Origin of the sequence: Janthinobacterium sp. GMG1, assembly GCF_034427795.1 — a bacterium.
GTDB lineage: Bacteria > Pseudomonadota > Gammaproteobacteria > Burkholderiales > Burkholderiaceae_D > Janthinobacterium.
This window is the reverse complement of sequence record NZ_JAXQNT010000010.1, coordinates 203153-219693: the sequence shown is the minus strand read 5'-3', so window position 1 is coordinate 219693 and position 16541 is coordinate 203153. Positions and strand designations below refer to the sequence as shown.

General features: G+C 62.1%; 11 protein-coding genes. 1 reads left to right on the top strand and 10 read right to left on the bottom strand.

All coding sequences use genetic code 11. From position 1 onward, the window contains the following. Positions 1–133 precede the first annotated feature (133 nt). From SJI03_RS23600 to SJI03_RS23570, 7 genes are all read right to left on the bottom strand, one after another. Entirely contained in the window at positions 134–1297 is a 1164-nt protein-coding gene (locus SJI03_RS23600; RefSeq protein ID WP_099377390.1) for an MFS transporter, read from the bottom strand. Positions 1298–1388: 91 nt separating this feature from the next. Then, on the bottom strand, positions 1389–1970 hold the full coding sequence (gene vioE / locus SJI03_RS23595) for a violacein biosynthesis enzyme VioE (protein ID WP_322428828.1): 582 nt from the start codon (positions 1968–1970) through the stop codon (positions 1389–1391). Positions 1971–1980: 10 nt separating this feature from the next. Continuing rightward, positions 1981–3099, bottom strand: a complete 1119-nt coding sequence (locus SJI03_RS23590; protein ID WP_322428827.1) for a tryptophan hydroxylase — start codon at positions 3097–3099, stop codon at positions 1981–1983. Continuing rightward, complete coding sequence (locus SJI03_RS23585; protein ID WP_322428826.1) at positions 3099–4388, bottom strand: NAD(P)/FAD-dependent oxidoreductase; 1290 nt, start codon at positions 4386–4388, stop codon at positions 3099–3101. Before SJI03_RS23585 ends, SJI03_RS23590 begins: the two co-directional genes overlap by 1 nt. A 1-nt stretch (position 4389) precedes the next feature. Continuing rightward, complete coding sequence (gene vioB / locus SJI03_RS23580; protein ID WP_322428825.1) at positions 4390–7407, bottom strand: iminophenyl-pyruvate dimer synthase VioB; 3018 nt, start codon at positions 7405–7407, stop codon at positions 4390–4392. Next, entirely contained in the window at positions 7404–8714 is a 1311-nt protein-coding gene (locus tag SJI03_RS23575) for an FAD-dependent oxidoreductase (RefSeq protein WP_322428824.1), read from the bottom strand. Before SJI03_RS23575 ends, vioB begins: the two co-directional genes overlap by 4 nt. Positions 8715–9244: 530 nt before the next feature. After that, complete coding sequence (locus SJI03_RS23570) at positions 9245–11398, bottom strand: TonB-dependent siderophore receptor (protein ID WP_322428823.1); 2154 nt, start codon at positions 11396–11398, stop codon at positions 9245–9247. A gap of 364 nt (positions 11399–11762) precedes the next feature. Here SJI03_RS23570 and SJI03_RS23565 point away from each other — a divergent pair, with 364 nt between their 5' ends. Further along, the gene (locus tag SJI03_RS23565; protein ID WP_099377382.1) at positions 11763–13994 is read left to right on the top strand and encodes an NADP-dependent isocitrate dehydrogenase; all 2232 of its coding nucleotides are present in this window, start codon (positions 11763–11765) and stop codon (positions 13992–13994) included. A 93-nt stretch (positions 13995–14087) separates the two neighbouring features. Here the strand turns inward: SJI03_RS23565 and SJI03_RS23560 are convergent, their stop codons facing one another. The 3 genes from SJI03_RS23560 to SJI03_RS23550 form a co-directional block, all read right to left on the bottom strand. Further along, a complete protein-coding gene (locus tag SJI03_RS23560) occupies positions 14088–14531 on the bottom strand; it encodes a DUF411 domain-containing protein (RefSeq protein WP_099377381.1) in 444 nt (147 codons plus the stop codon). Between the two features lie 70 nt (positions 14532–14601). Further along, a complete protein-coding gene (locus SJI03_RS23555; RefSeq protein WP_322428822.1) occupies positions 14602–14988 on the bottom strand; it encodes a hypothetical protein in 387 nt (128 codons plus the stop codon). Positions 14989–15037: 49 nt separating this feature from the next. Further along, on the bottom strand, positions 15038–16381 hold the full coding sequence (locus SJI03_RS23550) for a bifunctional diguanylate cyclase/phosphodiesterase (protein ID WP_322428821.1): 1344 nt from the start codon (positions 16379–16381) through the stop codon (positions 15038–15040). Positions 16382–16541: the final 160 nt, after the last annotated feature.

Genomic DNA, 16541 nt, shown 5'->3' with positions numbered 1-16541 from the left:
CGCCAGCAGCATGCCGTAGGTTACTGGTTCTGGGACGGGGGTAACAGTGCCATCGTCGACGTTAAATGCCTGAATCAGCGTTATCGGACGGGTTTCCCCAAAGAAAATGAATCTGGCCCAACCGCCCCAACGATCAATGCGACAGCACCGAACCGCGCGACCTGTGGCCGAGGTAGGGCAGCAAGCTGATGAGGCCAAGCACGGCCAGCGCGACACCGACCCACAACGGGGAGCGCAAGCCGTAGCCGGCGGCAATGCCGAGGCCGCCGAGCCAGGAGCCGGCGCCCAGGCCGATGTTGATGACGGACGTGTGCACCGTGTTGACCAGCGGCCCTGGGTGGGCGGTCTTCATCACGCGGGCGATGATGGCGGGATTCATCGACATGCCGACCAGGCCCGTGACGACCAGCAAGGCGACGCTGATGGTTTTGTCGTGCGCGAAGACGGCGAATAGCGCCAGGCTGATGCTCAGGATGATCATGCCCCAGACCATGATGACGGTGGTGTAGCGGTCCGCATAACGGCCGACTACGCCATTGCCCACCACGTTGGCGACGCCGTAGATACCCAGCAGCCAGGGGATGTCGGAAGCTTGAAATCCTGTAATTTCCGTCAGGATGGAGGCGAAGTAGCTGAAGGCCGCGAAGATCGCGCCGATGATGAGACCGCTGCTGGCATACGCTGCCCACAGGTGGCGGTTGCGGAATTCCCCCAGTTCATTGCCGAGGCTGACGACTTCGGATGGCTTGGCGCGCGGCACCAGTACGGTGATGAGTGCCAGGCACAGGAGCGCCAGCAGCACCACCAGCCAGAAGCTGGCGCGCCATCCCAGATGCTGGTCGATCAGCGTGGCGACCGGCACGCCCACCACGGAAGCGAGCATGAGGCCGCCGATCACGACGGCGGCGGCGCGTCCGCGCGCATTGGGAGCGACGATGTCGGCACAGATCGCCAGGGACAGGCCAAAGCAGGTGGCGGCGACCACGCCGGTGACCACCCGCGCGATGGCCAGGATGTCATAGCTGGTGGCGGACGCGGCAACGGATTGGGCAAGGACATAAAAGCCCAGCAGCCACAGCAGTCCCTGCTTGTTCGGCACGCGCAGCTTGAGCAGGGCGATGGTGCTCAGCGGTCCGCCGATGACCATCCCCATGGCGTAGAGCGAGATCAGATAGCCGATCCGTGTCACCGGTTCGTCCATGGCCAGGGCCAGCGACGGCATCATGCCCGCCACCATGAATTCAGAGGTGGTTAACGAAAAGATCGTCAACCCCAAAATGTAAACAACCAGCGGCATAGCAATATCCTTCGAGAGTAATAACAAAAACGCCAGCCAGGCGTGGCGCGGGCCTCGGCCTCATGCGGCCCTTGCGCGCGCCACGTCCTGGTCAGGTGTTGCAAGACGTAAAGACGCTGTCCGCAATATCACCGACAAACAGGTTGGGGAAGTCGCGTACCGACCGGTGCTGCGGGTCGTTGCCTGTGACCATGCGCAGCAGGCGGTTGCCACCGGCCTCCAGGTAAAAGACCGATGGCGGCTTGCCCGTCCGCTCCACTACCCAGGCGTCCGCTTCCCGGCCCAGCACGCTGTGGCGGCCGTCGTGACGGGCACCGCCGTCCAGCAGCACCGCTTGCGGCAGGAACAGGTCATGGAACTGGATCACCTCATCGGCCAGTGCCGTGCCGTGCAGCTGCTCGCCACTGGCCTCCGCCTGCCTTGTGTAGGCCACTTTCTGCTTGCGGCTTTGTTCGCGCCTGGCGTCACCGATTTCCGACATCCACAGCAGGTGTCCATGTTCCTTTTCCGGCCAGGGATTGAACAGACCATCGATGCGGCAGATGTTGCGCGCATAGTCGAACCAGCAATAGCCGGACGTGACCTGGTCGTCCTTCCGCATCGGCGTCCAGTAGGAAATATAGGCGCTGCTCCATTGCAGCGGCAGCGGCGGCGGGGCGAGGTGTGTCGGCATGGTATCTCCCTTAGCGGCCCAGTGCGTAGCCAAGGCTGGCCATCACCGCTTCTTGCAGCGACGGCAAGTCCTTGCGGCGGGCGTCGAAGCTGGCGGTCAGCTCTTCATTGCTCAGTTCGATACGTTCGCCCACGCTTTCAAACCACAGGCGGCTGCTGTTGGCGTGCTCCTTGAACAAGTGCACCAGGGGCACGGCGCGGGCATTGAAGCTGTCCAGGGCGGCGGCCGTGTTGGCTTCGGTATTGAGGACTTTGACCAGCAGCAGTGCCGCCACCACGGCCATGGTGGTGCCATGGCCGATGGAAAAATGCCCCGATTGCAACGCATCGCCGAGCAGGACGAACTTGCCGTCGCAGGCCCGGTCGCGGCTGAGGGTCATGAAGTTGCGCCAGCCCTGGCCCGGCTGGCTCTGCAGTCCGTGCTCGCCGAGTTCGGCTTTGAAGGTCTTGGCGATATACGCGGCGGCGTCGTGCTCGGACAGCGCCTCCAGCCCGGCCTTCGCGTACGTTTCTTCGCTGCATTCGACGATAAAGGTGCTCATCGTGTCCGAATATTTATAGGCATGGCCGATGAAAATGCCGTGTTCATTGCTGCGGAACACCAGGTTCATCTGGTCGAACAGCTGGGTGGTGCCGTACCAGATGTATTTGTTGCGGCCGAAATCGATGTGCGGCGCCAGTGCTGGCGGCAAGTCCAGCGATTTGTAATTGACGCCATTCGACACCACCACCAGGTCGTACTCGGCTTCCAGTTGTGCCTTGTCCGCCGGCGGCGTTTCGTAGCGGATATCGATGCCGGCTGCCACGCACTTGGCGCGCAGGGCCTGCACGAGGGCCTGGCGTCCGACGCCGCACAGCGTCACGCCGGTGCCCATCAGGTTGGGCTGCTCGTGGTGCACGAGCTTGAATTCTTCCAGGAACTGCGGATTGAGCCGTTCCGGCTGCTCCAGGTAAGAGAGCGGATTGGCCGGATGGCGCGGCGGCCGTCCCGGCAACACCACGCCCCAGCCCAGCACTTCTTCCGGGGTATTCTTTTCCGTAATGCGGATATTCCAGCCGGGCTGGGCCTGTTTCATCTGACTGGCGAAGAGCAGTCCTGCGGGACCGGCGCCGATGACGAGAATGTTCATTAATTTACCCTCCCAAGTTTGTACCAAACGTTTTGTTTTTTCTGAATTTGCTGCAGTTCATCGTAAGGAATCGATGTAAAGAACAATTTATCCGCCATGTCGGGTGGATAAATACGGGGGAATTTCTGGTGCATAAAGCGGTTGTAGCGCGTCTGCAGGAAGAAAATCAGATTGGGGTTGCTCAGCGCTTCGTAGTTGGCGATCGCCATATCCTGCATGGCGTCGGCCTGTACCTTGCGCTGCTGCGTGAACTCGGCCAGGGCGGGCGCCAGCGCATTGCCGTGCTTTTCCAGCAAAGTGACGAAGATATAGGTGTCTTCCAGCGCCATGTTCATGCCCTGGCCAAGGAAGGGGGCGGTGGCATGCGCCGCATCGCCGATCAGCAGGACATTGCCCTTGTAATGGAAGGTGCTCGAGCGGACATTGATGAGGTCGTTGCTGGGCAGGGCGATGAACTGGTTCACCATCTCTTGCCGGCTGGCCGCCGGCAGCTTGTCGTAATAGCGGTCGAAGAAGGCCGCCATGGTTTCCCGGTTCAGCGTGTTCAGGCTGAGCGTGCCGGAGTAGGGCAGGCAAATGACAAAGCTGACGCTGCCGTCCGGAATGGTGGCTGCGCGGCCGGCAAACTGGCCCTTGGAAGCCATGCCGAAGAAATACAGCAAATCCTTCCTGAAACCCAGGCCCTCCGCATTCGGTAACACGAGGGTCTTGTAGCCATGGCGGAAGAAGCTCTGCTTGAATTCAAAGCGCCGCATGCCGCTCTGCATGGCGCGCCGCACGGCGGAATGGGCGCCATCGGCGCCGATGATCAGGTCGCCATCCAGGTGCTGCAGGGCGCCGTCCGGACCCTGGATCAGCACGACTTTTCTTTCCAGGTCGACATCCAGGCATTTATGCTCGAAGTAGTATTTCACTTCGTGCCTGGCGGCATAGGTGTTTAACAGGCGCTGGAAGGCGGACCTGTCCAGCGATAGTGGGAACAGGCCTTCGCGCTGGTCCAGTTCGCGCACCTTGAATGTACCGCCGACGGAAAACGCCATGCCAAGGATGCGTTCGCCGCACAACTCCAGCTCTTGCCTGCTGATGCCGGCCGCCAGCACCGCCTTGACGCCGCGCACGGTCATGGTGACGCCGATGGCGCGCGAGTTGACCGGATCGGCGTTGGCGTAAGCTTGCTGCAGCGGATCGCCGCGTTTTTCGACAACGTGGACATCGTGTCCCCGTTGCGCCAGATAAATGGCGCTGAGGCTACCTGCCAGGCCTCCGCCGACGATAATGATTTTATGCATTTCAGGCCTCTCTTGACATCTTTCCCCGAGATGAATCGGTAAGTTGCTGATTAAAAAACTCCAACATTTCTATCGGCGCCATGCCGATGACATCGCTCTCAAGGCCGCGCGCGTACCGTGCCAGCGCCAGGCATTTCTGCGCCAGCATGTCGCAACCCAGGCTGTAGTCGCTGCTGACCCGGCTGCTGACCGGCTCGGGCACGGGCGGTCCCGCATGGCGGCCGGGCACGCCCGATGGCATGTTCATCAGGGCGGCCGACAGGGGGCGCAACAGGCCGGTCATGATGTCGATGGAGGCGTTCATCAGGCGCGAGCGGCGCAGGCTGCCCAGCGGCTGCTGCGCGAAATGGTGCGCCATCATCAGGAAGGTCAGTTCGTAGCAGCCCTGATACAGCTGCATCAGCGCGCGCGCCTTTTGGTCGGTTACCACCGTGCAGTCCGCGCGTGCTTCCAGCACGGGATTCTTCAGCGCCGGCACGGCCGGCTCGAACGGCTTGCCGCAGGCCGCAAACTTGCCGGCGATGGCGCGCAGCCGCTGGAAGTGCGACGAGGCGAAATGCGGCGAATCGACGGCCACGCCTTCCCCCTGTTCCGTGACGAAGTCGATGGCGAACAGCGCGCTGTCGCGGTCCGACACTTCCAGCTGGTAGCCGGGATAGGCGCGGTTGGTCAATTCTTTCAGGAACAAATGGTGCTCGCCGCCGCGCTTGCCGCCGCCGCTCTCGAACAGGCCGGGCAGCTCGGCCACGGCCTGGCGGATCGCGATATAGAAGGTGGCAATCGATTTGCCCGGCGTGGGAAGGTAGTCGGGCCATTCGAAACGCACGAAGCGGGCCAGCACGTGTTCGGAAAATGGTTCGAACGCAAATTCCGTGTCCAGGCCGAAGCGCCGGCGCGCCTGCAGGCCCAGCAGCGGGGTGCCGCTATAAAACGCTTCGCCTAGCGCCATCAGCACATTGTTGACTAATAAGTAGTGAATCATTTCTTCATGGGCGATTTCCAGCAATGCGCCGCGCGTGCCACTGTTGCGGCGCCGGTCTTCGGCGCCGCAGGCCAGTTCCAGCTCGGCCGGCAGCCAGCGGCCGGCCTGCACCAGCGCCGCACCCTGCGCGTAATTGGGAATCGAATACGCGGCATACAGGTATTGCAGCATCAGCGACAGTTCCAGGTCGATGGCCTTTTTCAGCTCGTCGATCAACTCCGCCTTGCAGCCGATGACATGCGGCGTGGCCGCTTCCGGCACCGCCGCCTTGGCCGCGGCTGCCGCCTCGACCTGGGTCAGGTATTTGAGGAACAGGCGCGACTTTGGCAGCGACAGTTCGCGGGTGCTGGGCATGTAGTAGCTTTTTTCGCGGTTCTGCGGATCGCACATCTGCCACATCAGGCGCGAATACGTTTCGCACTTGCACTGGTCCGCCAGGCTGAAGACCTTGTCCGACATGAAGGGATACACGAGCTCGTAGTAGCTCATCACATGCCTGTAGAGGAAGGCGTAGTCGACCTGTTCGGCCGGTACGTCGTCGAGGTCCCAGTCGTCGGGCAACACGCGCACGCAGAGGTATTGTTTATCCTGGCCTGTGCCCAGCACGATGCGGGTCGCGCCCGGCTGGCGTCCCGTCAGGGTCAGCGCCGTGTAGCCATGCCCGAGCGGCGACGGCTGCTGCTGCACGGCCAGCAGCGCGCCGTCTTCCGCTTCCGCCAAGGATGGGGGGGCCGCCAGCTCGCCGCGGAAGCGGCTTTGCACGGTGATGGTCTGCGGAAATTGCTCGTGCTTTTTATGGTTCGGCGCTTCCAGGTACAGCTGGTTGCTGTCCGATTGCAGCACCCAGTCGGCCTCGTTCCACTGCGCCTGCGCGCTGCCCAGGCTGAGCGAACCCGGGGCGGGGGGATGTTGCAGCGGCACATCGAAGACGCCGTGGTGGCGCCAGTAGTCGCGGTACAGCGATTCCGGAATCCGTGCCAGCAAGGTGCCTGTGTCATCATGCAGCAGCAGGTCGCCGAGCGCCTGCTTGCCGCCCAGCGCATGCGTGGGATGCTGTTCCGAGACGGCGCCCGCGTCGCGCGTGGTGAAGGGGATGGCGGTCGGCATGTTGAACGCGACGCGATCCGCATGCAGCTTTACCAGCACCGGTCCCAGGCTGGCCTGGCGCGGCTGCAGCAGGCGGCCGGCCGGATAGGTGGCCAGCTCGTCGCGTCGCCACAGGCCGATGCTGCCGGCCAGGTCATAGAACACGGGCGAGTCGGGTTTTTGCGGCGTCGACATATTGAACAGGCAATACTGCACCGTCAGGCCCAGCACGTCGTCATCTGCCAGGGCTTGCTGCAAAGCACGCATACTTGCCGGCAGCGGCAGGTCCGCATTGAACAGGAAATGCGGGTCTTGCTTGGCCACGGAAAACTGGAACAGCCTGGAGCGGCCGAATTCCTCGTCCAGGAAATGCCCGCTGCGTTCCGTGATATGGCCGCTGCCGAGCCAGCGCACCGAGTGCGCCTGCGCGATGTCGGCGGTAAACAAAGTGGGCGTGTTGGGCGTGGCCAGCTTGTCGCTCAAGGTGAACTGGCCGGCGTAGATCAGCGTGGTGTCCGGCTGGGCCGGGTTATTGTCGATCCACCTGGCGCGGTTGAACGTCGTGCGCAGGTACTCGTTGTAGTGGCCCCACAGGCCCAGCTTGGCGCCCACCAGCGGATCCTGCGTATCGACCTCGCCATGACGCAGCTGGACGCCCGTGATCCTCGCGTTTTCCCAAGAGAAATGATTATTCCCGCCAAAATTGTGACCTGCCGCCAGGCTGAAGATACCGTCCGGATCCGGCTTGCCCTCCGCATTGAAGCGGGGGGCAAGCTGTTTCAGGTGTGCATGGAATTCGGCCGGCGGCCGGCTCAGGTCGACAGCTTCGCCCGCCATCGATACCGCATTCGTGGCGATATCGATGTTGCCGTGCGTATTGCGATTCCCGGTCGGCACATTGGCGCGGGCAAAACCCCGAAAATGCAGGCGGGGGAAGTCAAGTAGGCTCATGCGCGCTCGGTCGAGGAAGTGATGAAGGTATCGTTGGCGGCGGCGACCACGTCTTCCCGTTGATCGAGCCGCTGCAGCAGCAGGCCGCTGGCGTGCTGGGCGCTGATCAGGCTGCCTTCCATCCAGCCGCAGTGCGCGGTATACGCATCCGAGCAGGAAATGATGCCGTCCTGGTGCAGCAGGACGGCCGGGTGCTCGGCTTCCGGCTCCACGCAAAACTCGACGCCATGCGGCCAGAACTTGTGGAAATGCGCCTTGATCGGCGGCAGCGGCTGGCCATCGAGCGGCAGGATTTCTTCCAGGTGGCTGCGGACACGCGCCAGGTACACGTCTTCACCGAGTTCCAGGCTGTCCCGCCAGTAGGTGGCGCTTTTGCTGTCGGTGTAGAACAGCACATATTTGTCGCTCTTGAAGTAGACCTTGCGCAGGGGATTTTCCGCCATCAGCACCTTGTCGGTCAGCCCCAGCGCATCCCACCAGGCCGTGTCGAAGGTGAAAAATCCCTTGAACAGGGGCAGCGAGTCGTACTGGAACGGACTCCAGGCGGCAGGAAAATCCAGGTTCAGGCGCGGCATGGCGGACGGCGGAATGGTCATCACCAGATGGCGTGTGCGGTGCATATGCGTGTCGCCGTGGTGGCTGAAGGCAAGCACATGCTCGGCGCCCGATTTTTCAACGGACAGCAAGCGATGTTCGAGCCGGAATTCCACCCCGGCGGCCTGGGCCTGGTGCTGCAACTGGCATAGCAACGCGTGGTAGCCATCGGTGGCGTAGTGCCACTGGTTGGCGGCGTTCTCCGTAAAGTGCTGCGTTTCCGGGTGTTTCTTGATGATGTCGTAGGCCATGGCCGCCGACACCATCGGCAGCAGCAAGGCGTCATAGCCGGTCGCCTTGATGATGTGGGTGGCCTTGGCGGCGCCCAGGTAATGGCTGACGAACTCGAGGAAGGAGTCGTTCGGATGCTCTTTCAGCATCGGGCTCAGGTCATCGAGCGTTGCCTTCAGCTCTTCCAGCACGCTGTCGTGCGAGATGACCTTGGTGAACGGGTAGACGGCATGCGGCAGTCCGCTGCCCTGCATCAGTTGCTGGAAATGCGGATGCAGCTGCGGCGAGTAGCGGGCGGCGCCGAGTTCGGCGATTTCCTCGCCATCTATTTTTCGCGACTGGATGCGGCCGCCGACGGTGGGATTCAGGTCGAAGACCCGGATGCGCAGCTTCCTGCTGGCGGCGGCGTCGATCAGTTGATTGGCGCAAGTCAATCCGCCTATGCCGGCGCCAACGATGCAAATGTCAGAATACGTGCTCATACGAAATTCCTTTTTAACGTGCATTAATCAAAAAGCTGCAAAATCGCTAGCAAAAGTTTCCCCGGCACGTACAGGCAAGGGAGGGGGAACGCTGGGTGTTACCGCACTTGGCGAGCGTTATCGGCTGGGGAATGAAGAGCCTGGCGAGAACTGGCGTTGTGTCTGGAATGGTCGATTCTTGGCAGCAGAGTTTCTGTTTCAAATCAAAGATGGCACCGACAGTAGCCCACGCATCGGGCAGTCAATTTGATAAATATCAATGTAGTTGTCGTTCGTGGCTGCACCGCTGTTGATGCGGCGATGCATGCGCGATGGCGGCGGCAGTGTGCCGGGCGGTAGCCGGGAGGACTGGAATGCGGTGTGGTGCGGCTTCTCCGGCCACTGCCCTGGTCTGTTAGACCGCAGTCATGCGGGGAGTTCCGCCGTGTGCGATGGCGACAGGACCAGCAGTGGGTTCTGTCGCCATCCATGGTGAGATGGTCTGCTTTTTTGCTATTTTTTGCTGTTTTTTACTTTGCTGCCGGTGCCCGTCAAAAATCCACGGCGGCCGACAGTTGCACGCTGCGGGGCGCTGATTGCGAGACGGTGCCATACGAGGCCACGCCGGCCCAGTAGTGGCGGTCGAAGGCGTTCATCAGGCCGCCGCGCAAGGTCGCCGCCTTGCCGGCGATGGCCGTGCGGTAGCGCAAGCCCAGGTCGACCTTGGTCCATGACGGCACCGATTGCTGATTCGTCTGGTCGACAAACTGTTTGCTCGTGTAGCTGACGGCGCCCGTGGCTGTCAAGCCCGGCCAGTACGGCATATCCCATTCGCCGCCCAGGTTGGCCATGGACGTGGGCACGCCGACGGGACGCTTGCCCATGGTGGCGGCGTTGTTGGTCTTTACCAGGCGGCCGTCGAGCAGGGTGATGCCGGCCAGCAGGCGCACGGCCTTGCTGGCGGCGCCGGACAGATTCAGTTCCAGGCCCCGGTTGCGCTGTTCGCTATCCATGCTGTACACCTTGCCATACAGCTGGCCGCTGGGTTTACTCACCTGGAACACGGCCAGGGTCGCCAGCACCACGCCGAAATCGGCCTTCGTGCCCACTTCATATTGCTTGCTCTTGTAGGGCGCGAAGACCTGGCCCGCGTTGTCGGCGATGTTCGGCGCGATATCGCCCTTGCTCAGGCCCTCGATATAGTTTGCGTACAGCGACACGTGGCGCAGCGGCTTGACGACGATGCCAGCCAGCGGCGTCAGGGCGCCCTGTTTGTAATGCGTGGTGAGCGCGCCGCTGGTGGCGTGGTAGTTTTTCGATTCGACCAGCTGGCGGCGCACGCCCAGGGTCAGTTGCACGCGCTGGTCCAGCATGTCCAGCGTATCGGCCACGGCCAGGCTGGAAAGCGTGGAGGCCGACAGTTTCGGCGCGCGGACCGGAGCGGGAATGCCGGGGTCGGCCACGGCGACAGGGTGGTAGATATTCGAGGTGATGAGTTTGCCGGAATTGCTCACGCTGCCAAATTCATCGCGGTAGACATTGCCCATCACGACCAGCGCATGCTCGATGCCGCCCGTGCGAAAACGCGTGCGTACGCCCGTGTCGCCGCTGGCGCGCCGCACGCGGAATTTCCAGTTCATGGGCGTGACCGTCATGTCGCCCGCCGCGCTGGTGATGGTCGGCGTCTGGTCCGAATAGCGCGACACGTCGGAGCGCGTGCCGCCCACGTCGGCAAAGATGGTGACCTTGTCGTTCAGGTCATATTCGAGCTTGCCCAGGGTGGCCAGGTCGTTCGACTTCCACCAGCCCCAGGATTGGGCGATGTTGCGCCGGCCATCGGGCGCTTGCGGCACTGGCAGGCGCGCGGCCACGAGGAAGGGGCGCGTGGGCGCGTCGATCCACTGGTATTGCTCGATCACGTCGAGCGAGGCGCGCAGCCGTTGCCCCTGGTAATCGAGGGCGATAGCGGCCACTTCCGCGCGCGAGGTCTGGTGGTCGAGCGGCGTGCGGCCCTGGCGGTGCAAGCCATTGACGCGGATGCCGAAACGCCGCTCGTCGCCGAAGCGGCGGCTGACGTCGATGGCCGCGCCAGCCTGCGAGCCCGAGCCGTAGTCAAAAGTCAGTCGCGTCAGGTCGCGCGGCAAGGAGCGTTTCGGCACGGCATTGACGACGCCGCCCACGCCGCCATTCGGCGACATGCCGTACAGCAGCGCGGCCGGTCCCTTGAGCACTTCGACGCTCTGCAGGTATTCCGTAAACAGGTGGTAATTGGGCGACACGCCATACACGCCGTCGAACGCCACTTCGCTCAGATTGCCCTCGTTGAGGGGAAAGCCGCGGATGAAGAAGGAATCCGTGACGCCGCCGATCTGGCCCGTGAAGCGGGTGGACGGGTCGCCGCCCAGCACCTCGGCCAGGGTCAGCGCCTGCTGGTCTAGCATGCGCTGGCTGGTGTAGCTGTTGACGCTGAACGGCGTATCGAGCAAGTCTTTTTCGCCCAGCATGCCGGCGCGCGCGCTCTTGGCGATCTGTCCGCCGGCGTCCGCTTCGGCCTGGCCATTCACCAGCACGGTGGCGAGCGGGGTCGATGCATCGGCCGCGGCCTGGGCGATCGCCTGCGGCGTGACGCTGGCAACGAGCAGGCCGGCGAGGATCAGCCGGGTGGTGAGGTGGGGATGGGCGAGTGGGGAATGTGGAATGGGCATCAAGGGCAGCGTATAAAGTCAGTAGGGAGGAATTGCATGCACGACATTATAAATGAGAATCATTACGATTTATAATGATTAAAATAGTCGCTGCTGCCACGCTCATGACCATGCCGTGCGCGTGCCTGGAGGGTATTTCAGCGCGGAAAATGGCCATCCTGGGCCTTCAGATCCCGATATTTGCTGTCTTATATAAGATTCGTCGCCATCGGATACACAAACAGCGGCAGGACAGTCTAAAATACGTGGTGGGCAAGCACGGCGTCACCGCCGGCACACTAGCCGTCCAAAGCAAGGCTAACCGTCCTGTGTTTGGAATGAAGAAAGTTAACCACCAGGCATCACCGCATACAAGGGAATGAACATGGCAACACAAAAATCCAAAATCATCTACACGCTGACTGACGAGGCGCCGCTGCTCGCGACGTATTCCCTGCTGCCAATTATCAAAAAATTCACCGCGCCGGCTGGCGTGGACGTGGTCGCCAGCGATATTTCGGTGGCGTCGCGTGTACTGGCTGAATTTCCAGAATTCCTGACGGACGCGCAAAAAGTCCCGAACACCCTGGCTGAACTGGGCAAATTGACCCAGAATCCGGACACCAATATCATCAAGCTGCCGAACATTAGCGCTTCCCAGGGCCAGTTGATCGCCTGCGTGCGCGAATTGCAAGGCCGTGGCTACAAGCTGCCGGACTACCCGGAAGATGCGAAGACGGACGAAGAAAAAGCCCTGAAAGCCCGCTACGGCAAGTGCATCGGCAGCTCGGTCAACCCGGTCCTGCGCGAAGGCAATTCCGACCGCCGCGCACCGAAGGCTGTCAAAGAGTACGCACGCAAGCACCCGCATTCGATGGGCGAGTGGAGCCAGTCGTCGCAGACGCACGTGTCGCACATGCACCATGGCGACTTCTACCATGGCGAAAAATCGCTGACCCTGGAAAAAGCGCGCGACGTCAAGATGGAACTGGTCACGGCCTCGGGCAAGACCATCGTGCTGAAACCGAAGGTTTCCCTGCAGGCGGGCGAAATCATCGACAGCATGTTCATGAGCAAGAAAGCGCTGCTGGAGTTCTACGAGAAAGAAATCGACGACGCCTTCAAGACGGGCGTGATGTTCTCGCTGCACGTCAAGGCGACCATGATGAAGGTCTCGCACCCGATCGTTTTCGGTCACTGCGTGCGCATCTTCTACAAGGACGCGTTCGCCAAGCACGCCGCCCTGTTCGACAAGCTGGGCGTGAATGTCAACAATGGCATGAGCAACCTGTACGACAAGATCGAGACCCTGCCGGCGTCGCAAAAAGATGAAGTGCTGAAAGACCTGCACGCCTGCCACGCGAACCGTCCGGAACTGGCCATGGTCGATTCGGCCAAGGGCATCACCAACTTCCATTCGCCGAACGACATCATCGTCGACGCGTCGATGCCAGCCATGATCCGTATCGGCGGCAAGATGTGGGGTGCCGATGGCCGTCCGAAAGACGTCAAGGCAGTCATGCCGGAATCGACTTTCGCGCGCATCTACCAGGAAATGATTGGCTTCTGCAAATGGCATGGCAACTTCGATCCGAAGACCATGGGCACCGTGCCGAACGTGGGCCTGATGGCGCAGCAAGCGGAAGAATACGGTTCGCACGACAAGACGTTTGAAGTGCCTGAAGGCGGCATCGCCAACATCACCGACCTGGAAACGGGCGAAGTGCTGCTGACGCAAACGGTGGAAGAGGGCGATATCTGGCGCATGTGCCAGGTCAAGGACGCGCCGATCCGCGACTGGGTCAAGCTGGCCGTCACGCGCGCGCGCAACTCGGGCATGCCTGCCGTGTTCTGGCTCGATTCCTACCGTCCGCACGAGAACGAAGTCATCAAGAAGGTACAGGTTTACCTGAAAGAGCACGATACCAAGGGCCTGGACATCCAGATCATGTCGCAAACGCGCGCCATGCGTTACACCCTGGAACGCGCCTTCCGCGGCCTGGACACCATCTCGGTGACCGGTAACATCCTGCGCGATTACCTGACCGATTTGTTCCCGATCCTGGAACTGGGCACGTCCGCCAAGATGCTGTCGATCGTGCCGCTGATGGCCGGTGGCGGCATGTACGAAACGGGCGCCGGCGGTTCGGCACCGAAACACGTCAAACAGCTGGTGGAAGAAAACCATTTGCGCTGGGATTCGCTGGGCGAGTTCCTGGCCCTGGCCGTGTCGCTGGAAGACATGGGCATCAAGACGGGCAATGCGAAGGCGAAAATCCTGGCGAAAACCCTCGACGAAGCCACCGGCAAGCTGCTGGACAACAACAAGTCGCCATCGCCACGTACCGGCGAACTCGATAACCGCGGCAGCCATTTCTACCTGGCCATGTACTGGGCGCAAGCCCTGGCTACGCAGAAGGACGATGCGGAACTGGCAGCGCATTTTGCGCCAGTGGCCAAAGCCCTGGCTGACAACGAAGAAAAGATCGTTGCCGAGCTGAAAGCAGTACAAGGCAAGGAAACGGATATCGGCGGCTACTACCTGCCAGATCCGGCGAAGACGGAAGCGGTCATGCGTCCTAGCGCCAGCCTGAATGCCGTGCTGGACAGCATCTGATGCAGTCATGAAGGCAGTCAGTTCTTGACTGCTGCCTGATAAAAAAACGCCGCCGGAAGCGATTCCGGCGGCGTTTTTCATTGCCCTTCAGTGTTATTGGTAGTGCTTGTAGACACTGGTGCTGCCATTGTTCTTGACCAGCAAGACGTCATACGCATCCTTGCGCGGTCCTTCCATGCCTGGCGAGCCCATCGGCATTGCCGGGACGGCCAGGCCCTTGGCCTTGGGTTTCTCGCGCAGCAGCTGCTTGATTTCGCTGGCCGGCACGTGGCCTTCGATGGCGTAGCCGTTGACGAGGCCCGTGTGGCAGGAGCCGAGCGCGTCGGGAATGCCGGCCAGCTTGCGGTATTGCGCCGGCATCTCGACATTTTTCGCGCGCACCGTAAAGCCGTTCGTTTCCAGGTGCTTGATCCAGTCGGCACAGCAGCCGCAGGAGGCGCTCTTGTAGACTTCGATGACGGGCAGGGCCGCCATGGCGAACGTGGGCAGGCCCAGCATGGCGGCGCAGGCGCCGCGCAGCAATAAATGTTTGATCATGGTGTTGCTTTCAGACGAAGTAGGTCTATCGTGGCCACTTTGGTGGCCTGCTTGGTATTTAAACTGCTAGCTAAGCGGAAAGCGGTCTCGGCGGCCGGCGCGGGCCGTCGGGAATGAATCCCGTCAGCAAGGTGGCCGTTGCGATGGTGACTTGTTGCGCGCCGCTGCAGGACGCGGCGGGCGGGGTAATGCCAGGTGGCATCAGCGCGCCCAGGCAAAAGCTGGAGCAGGCGCCGCATGCGGGATGCTTGGCTGGGGTCTTGTTTTCTTCCGGTGTGCTGGCGCTGTCCGGAACGGCGGAGGATTGCGTGGCGTCATGCTGGCAAGCCGCTGTCATCGCGGCGGCAGGCACGGCAGCGAGCGGCGCGCACGTCCGCATGGCGCCCGCAGCGGCCGCCTGCAGCGGCACCGCCGTGATCAACAGCAGGATCAGCCATGTTTTGAAGAGTCTCAGCATCGCCGGAAAGTATAGCATAGGGGAAACTGTCGCCAGGAGCGGGCGTCCGTTAGCGCGAGGCGGCCGCCAGCACTTTCGAGGCGTACATGGCCCGGTCCGCATGGCGCAGCAGCAACTGCATGGTATCGCCATCTTCCGGATAGTGGGCCACGCCGATGCTGACGGCGATCTGCAATTGCTGTCCGTTGCCCAGGTGCAGCGGCGCAGCCAGGGCCGCGTGGATCTTTTGCTCGATCAGGCTGACGTCCCCCGGCGTGGCATTGCTTTCCAGAAGCACGACGAATTCATCGCCGCCCATCCTGGCCAGGGTGTCGGTTTCGCGCATGCAATCGCGCAGGCGGCTCGCCACCGTTTGCAGCAGCAGGTCGCCACAGGCATGGCCGTGGTCGTCGTTGACCCGCTTGAAGTTGTCGAGGTCGAGGAACAGCAGCGACAGCCGACCTTCCTGGCGGTGCGCGCGAGCGAAGGCCGTATGCAGGCGGTCGTGGAACAGGCGGCGGTTCGGCAATCGGGTCAGCTCGTCGTGCATGGCCATGAACTGCATTTGCGTCTGCAACTGGCGCCGCTCGATGGCGGTGGCAAGTTGCTTGGCGACAAATTGCAGCAAATCCTGGTCTTGCGCCGAGCCGATGACGGCATCCTGGCCCCCTTGCAGGGCCAGCGCGCCGATGCTGCCCAGAGAAGAGTACAGCGGCACGGCCAGCCAGCACGAGGACAGGGCGCAGGCCGCCGTTTGCAGCGCCGCCGGCAGGCCGGCCAGTTGTCCCGATTGCAGCAGCAGGGGACGGCCGCTGCGCAGGACTTCGTCGCACAGCAGGCTGGCCAGGGACGATGTTGGCTGGGGCGCGCTGTCGTCGGCATGCGAGGTCATGGGAGCCTGGGCGCCGTGTTCGTCATGCAGCAGCAAGGTCAGACTGCGTGCCGGCAAGTGTTCGCCGATGATGTGCTGGATGCGGTGCAGCAAGGCGGGCAAGTCTTGCGTCGCCTGCATGGCTTCGGAGATGGCGTACAGCGCGGCCTGCTTTGCCTGGGCCTGTTTCAGCAAGGTGACGTCGCGCGCCACGGCCACGCGCAGCTGGTCGGCGGCGGACCAGCGGGCCGACCACATGATGTGCGCCAGGCTGCCATCCTTGCGCAGGTAGCGGTTCTCGAAGTGCGTCTGCGCATGGCCATCCATGATGGCACGCGCGGCGGCCAGGGTGCGCGCGCGGTCGGCGGGGGCGACCATGTCGAGCATGAGCTTGCCGATCATTTCCTGCTGCGTGTAGCCGAAGATGCGTTCGCAGGCGGCGCTGACGAAAACAAAGCGCCCCTCCACGTCGACCATGCACACGGCATCGAGCAACAAGTCGGTAAAGCTGGCCAGCGGCGCGCGCAGAATCTTGTGTTCCATAGTGGCATTTTAATGGACATTCCCGGCTGTGATTCAACTTGTTGGGGCAGGCGAGGTCTGCGGCATGAAAATGTTTCATTTCCCCGACGCTCATGCTTTTCCGTTTCTTGCCGTTAATGCAGTATTGCCATGCAGTACTTGCCTTCACGCCAGATAACGT

Excerpts from the sequence above, each read along its gene's own strand:
- SJI03_RS23600 (WP_099377390.1), bottom strand. The coding sequence starts at position 1,297 with ATGCCGCTGGTTGTTTACATTTTGGGGTTGACGATCTTTTCGTTAACC.
- vioE (WP_322428828.1), bottom strand. The coding sequence starts at position 1,970 with ATGCCGACACACCTCGCCCCGCCGCCGCTGCCGCTGCAATGGAGCAGC.
- SJI03_RS23590 (WP_322428827.1), bottom strand. The coding sequence starts at position 3,099 with ATGAACATTCTCGTCATCGGCGCCGGTCCCGCAGGACTGCTCTTCGCC.
- SJI03_RS23585 (WP_322428826.1), bottom strand. The coding sequence starts at position 4,388 with ATGCATAAAATCATTATCGTCGGCGGAGGCCTGGCAGGTAGCCTCAGC.
- vioB (WP_322428825.1), bottom strand. The coding sequence starts at position 7,407 with ATGAGCCTACTTGACTTCCCCCGCCTGCATTTTCGGGGTTTTGCCCGC.
- SJI03_RS23575 (WP_322428824.1), bottom strand. The coding sequence starts at position 8,714 with ATGAGCACGTATTCTGACATTTGCATCGTTGGCGCCGGCATAGGCGGA.
- SJI03_RS23570 (WP_322428823.1), bottom strand. The coding sequence starts at position 11,398 with ATGCCCATTCCACATTCCCCACTCGCCCATCCCCACCTCACCACCCGG.
- SJI03_RS23565 (WP_099377382.1), top strand. The coding sequence starts at position 11,763 with ATGGCAACACAAAAATCCAAAATCATCTACACGCTGACTGACGAGGCG.
- SJI03_RS23560 (WP_099377381.1), bottom strand. The coding sequence starts at position 14,531 with ATGATCAAACATTTATTGCTGCGCGGCGCCTGCGCCGCCATGCTGGGC.
- SJI03_RS23555 (WP_322428822.1), bottom strand. The coding sequence starts at position 14,988 with ATGCTGAGACTCTTCAAAACATGGCTGATCCTGCTGTTGATCACGGCG.
- SJI03_RS23550 (WP_322428821.1), bottom strand. The coding sequence starts at position 16,381 with ATGGAACACAAGATTCTGCGCGCGCCGCTGGCCAGCTTTACCGACTTG.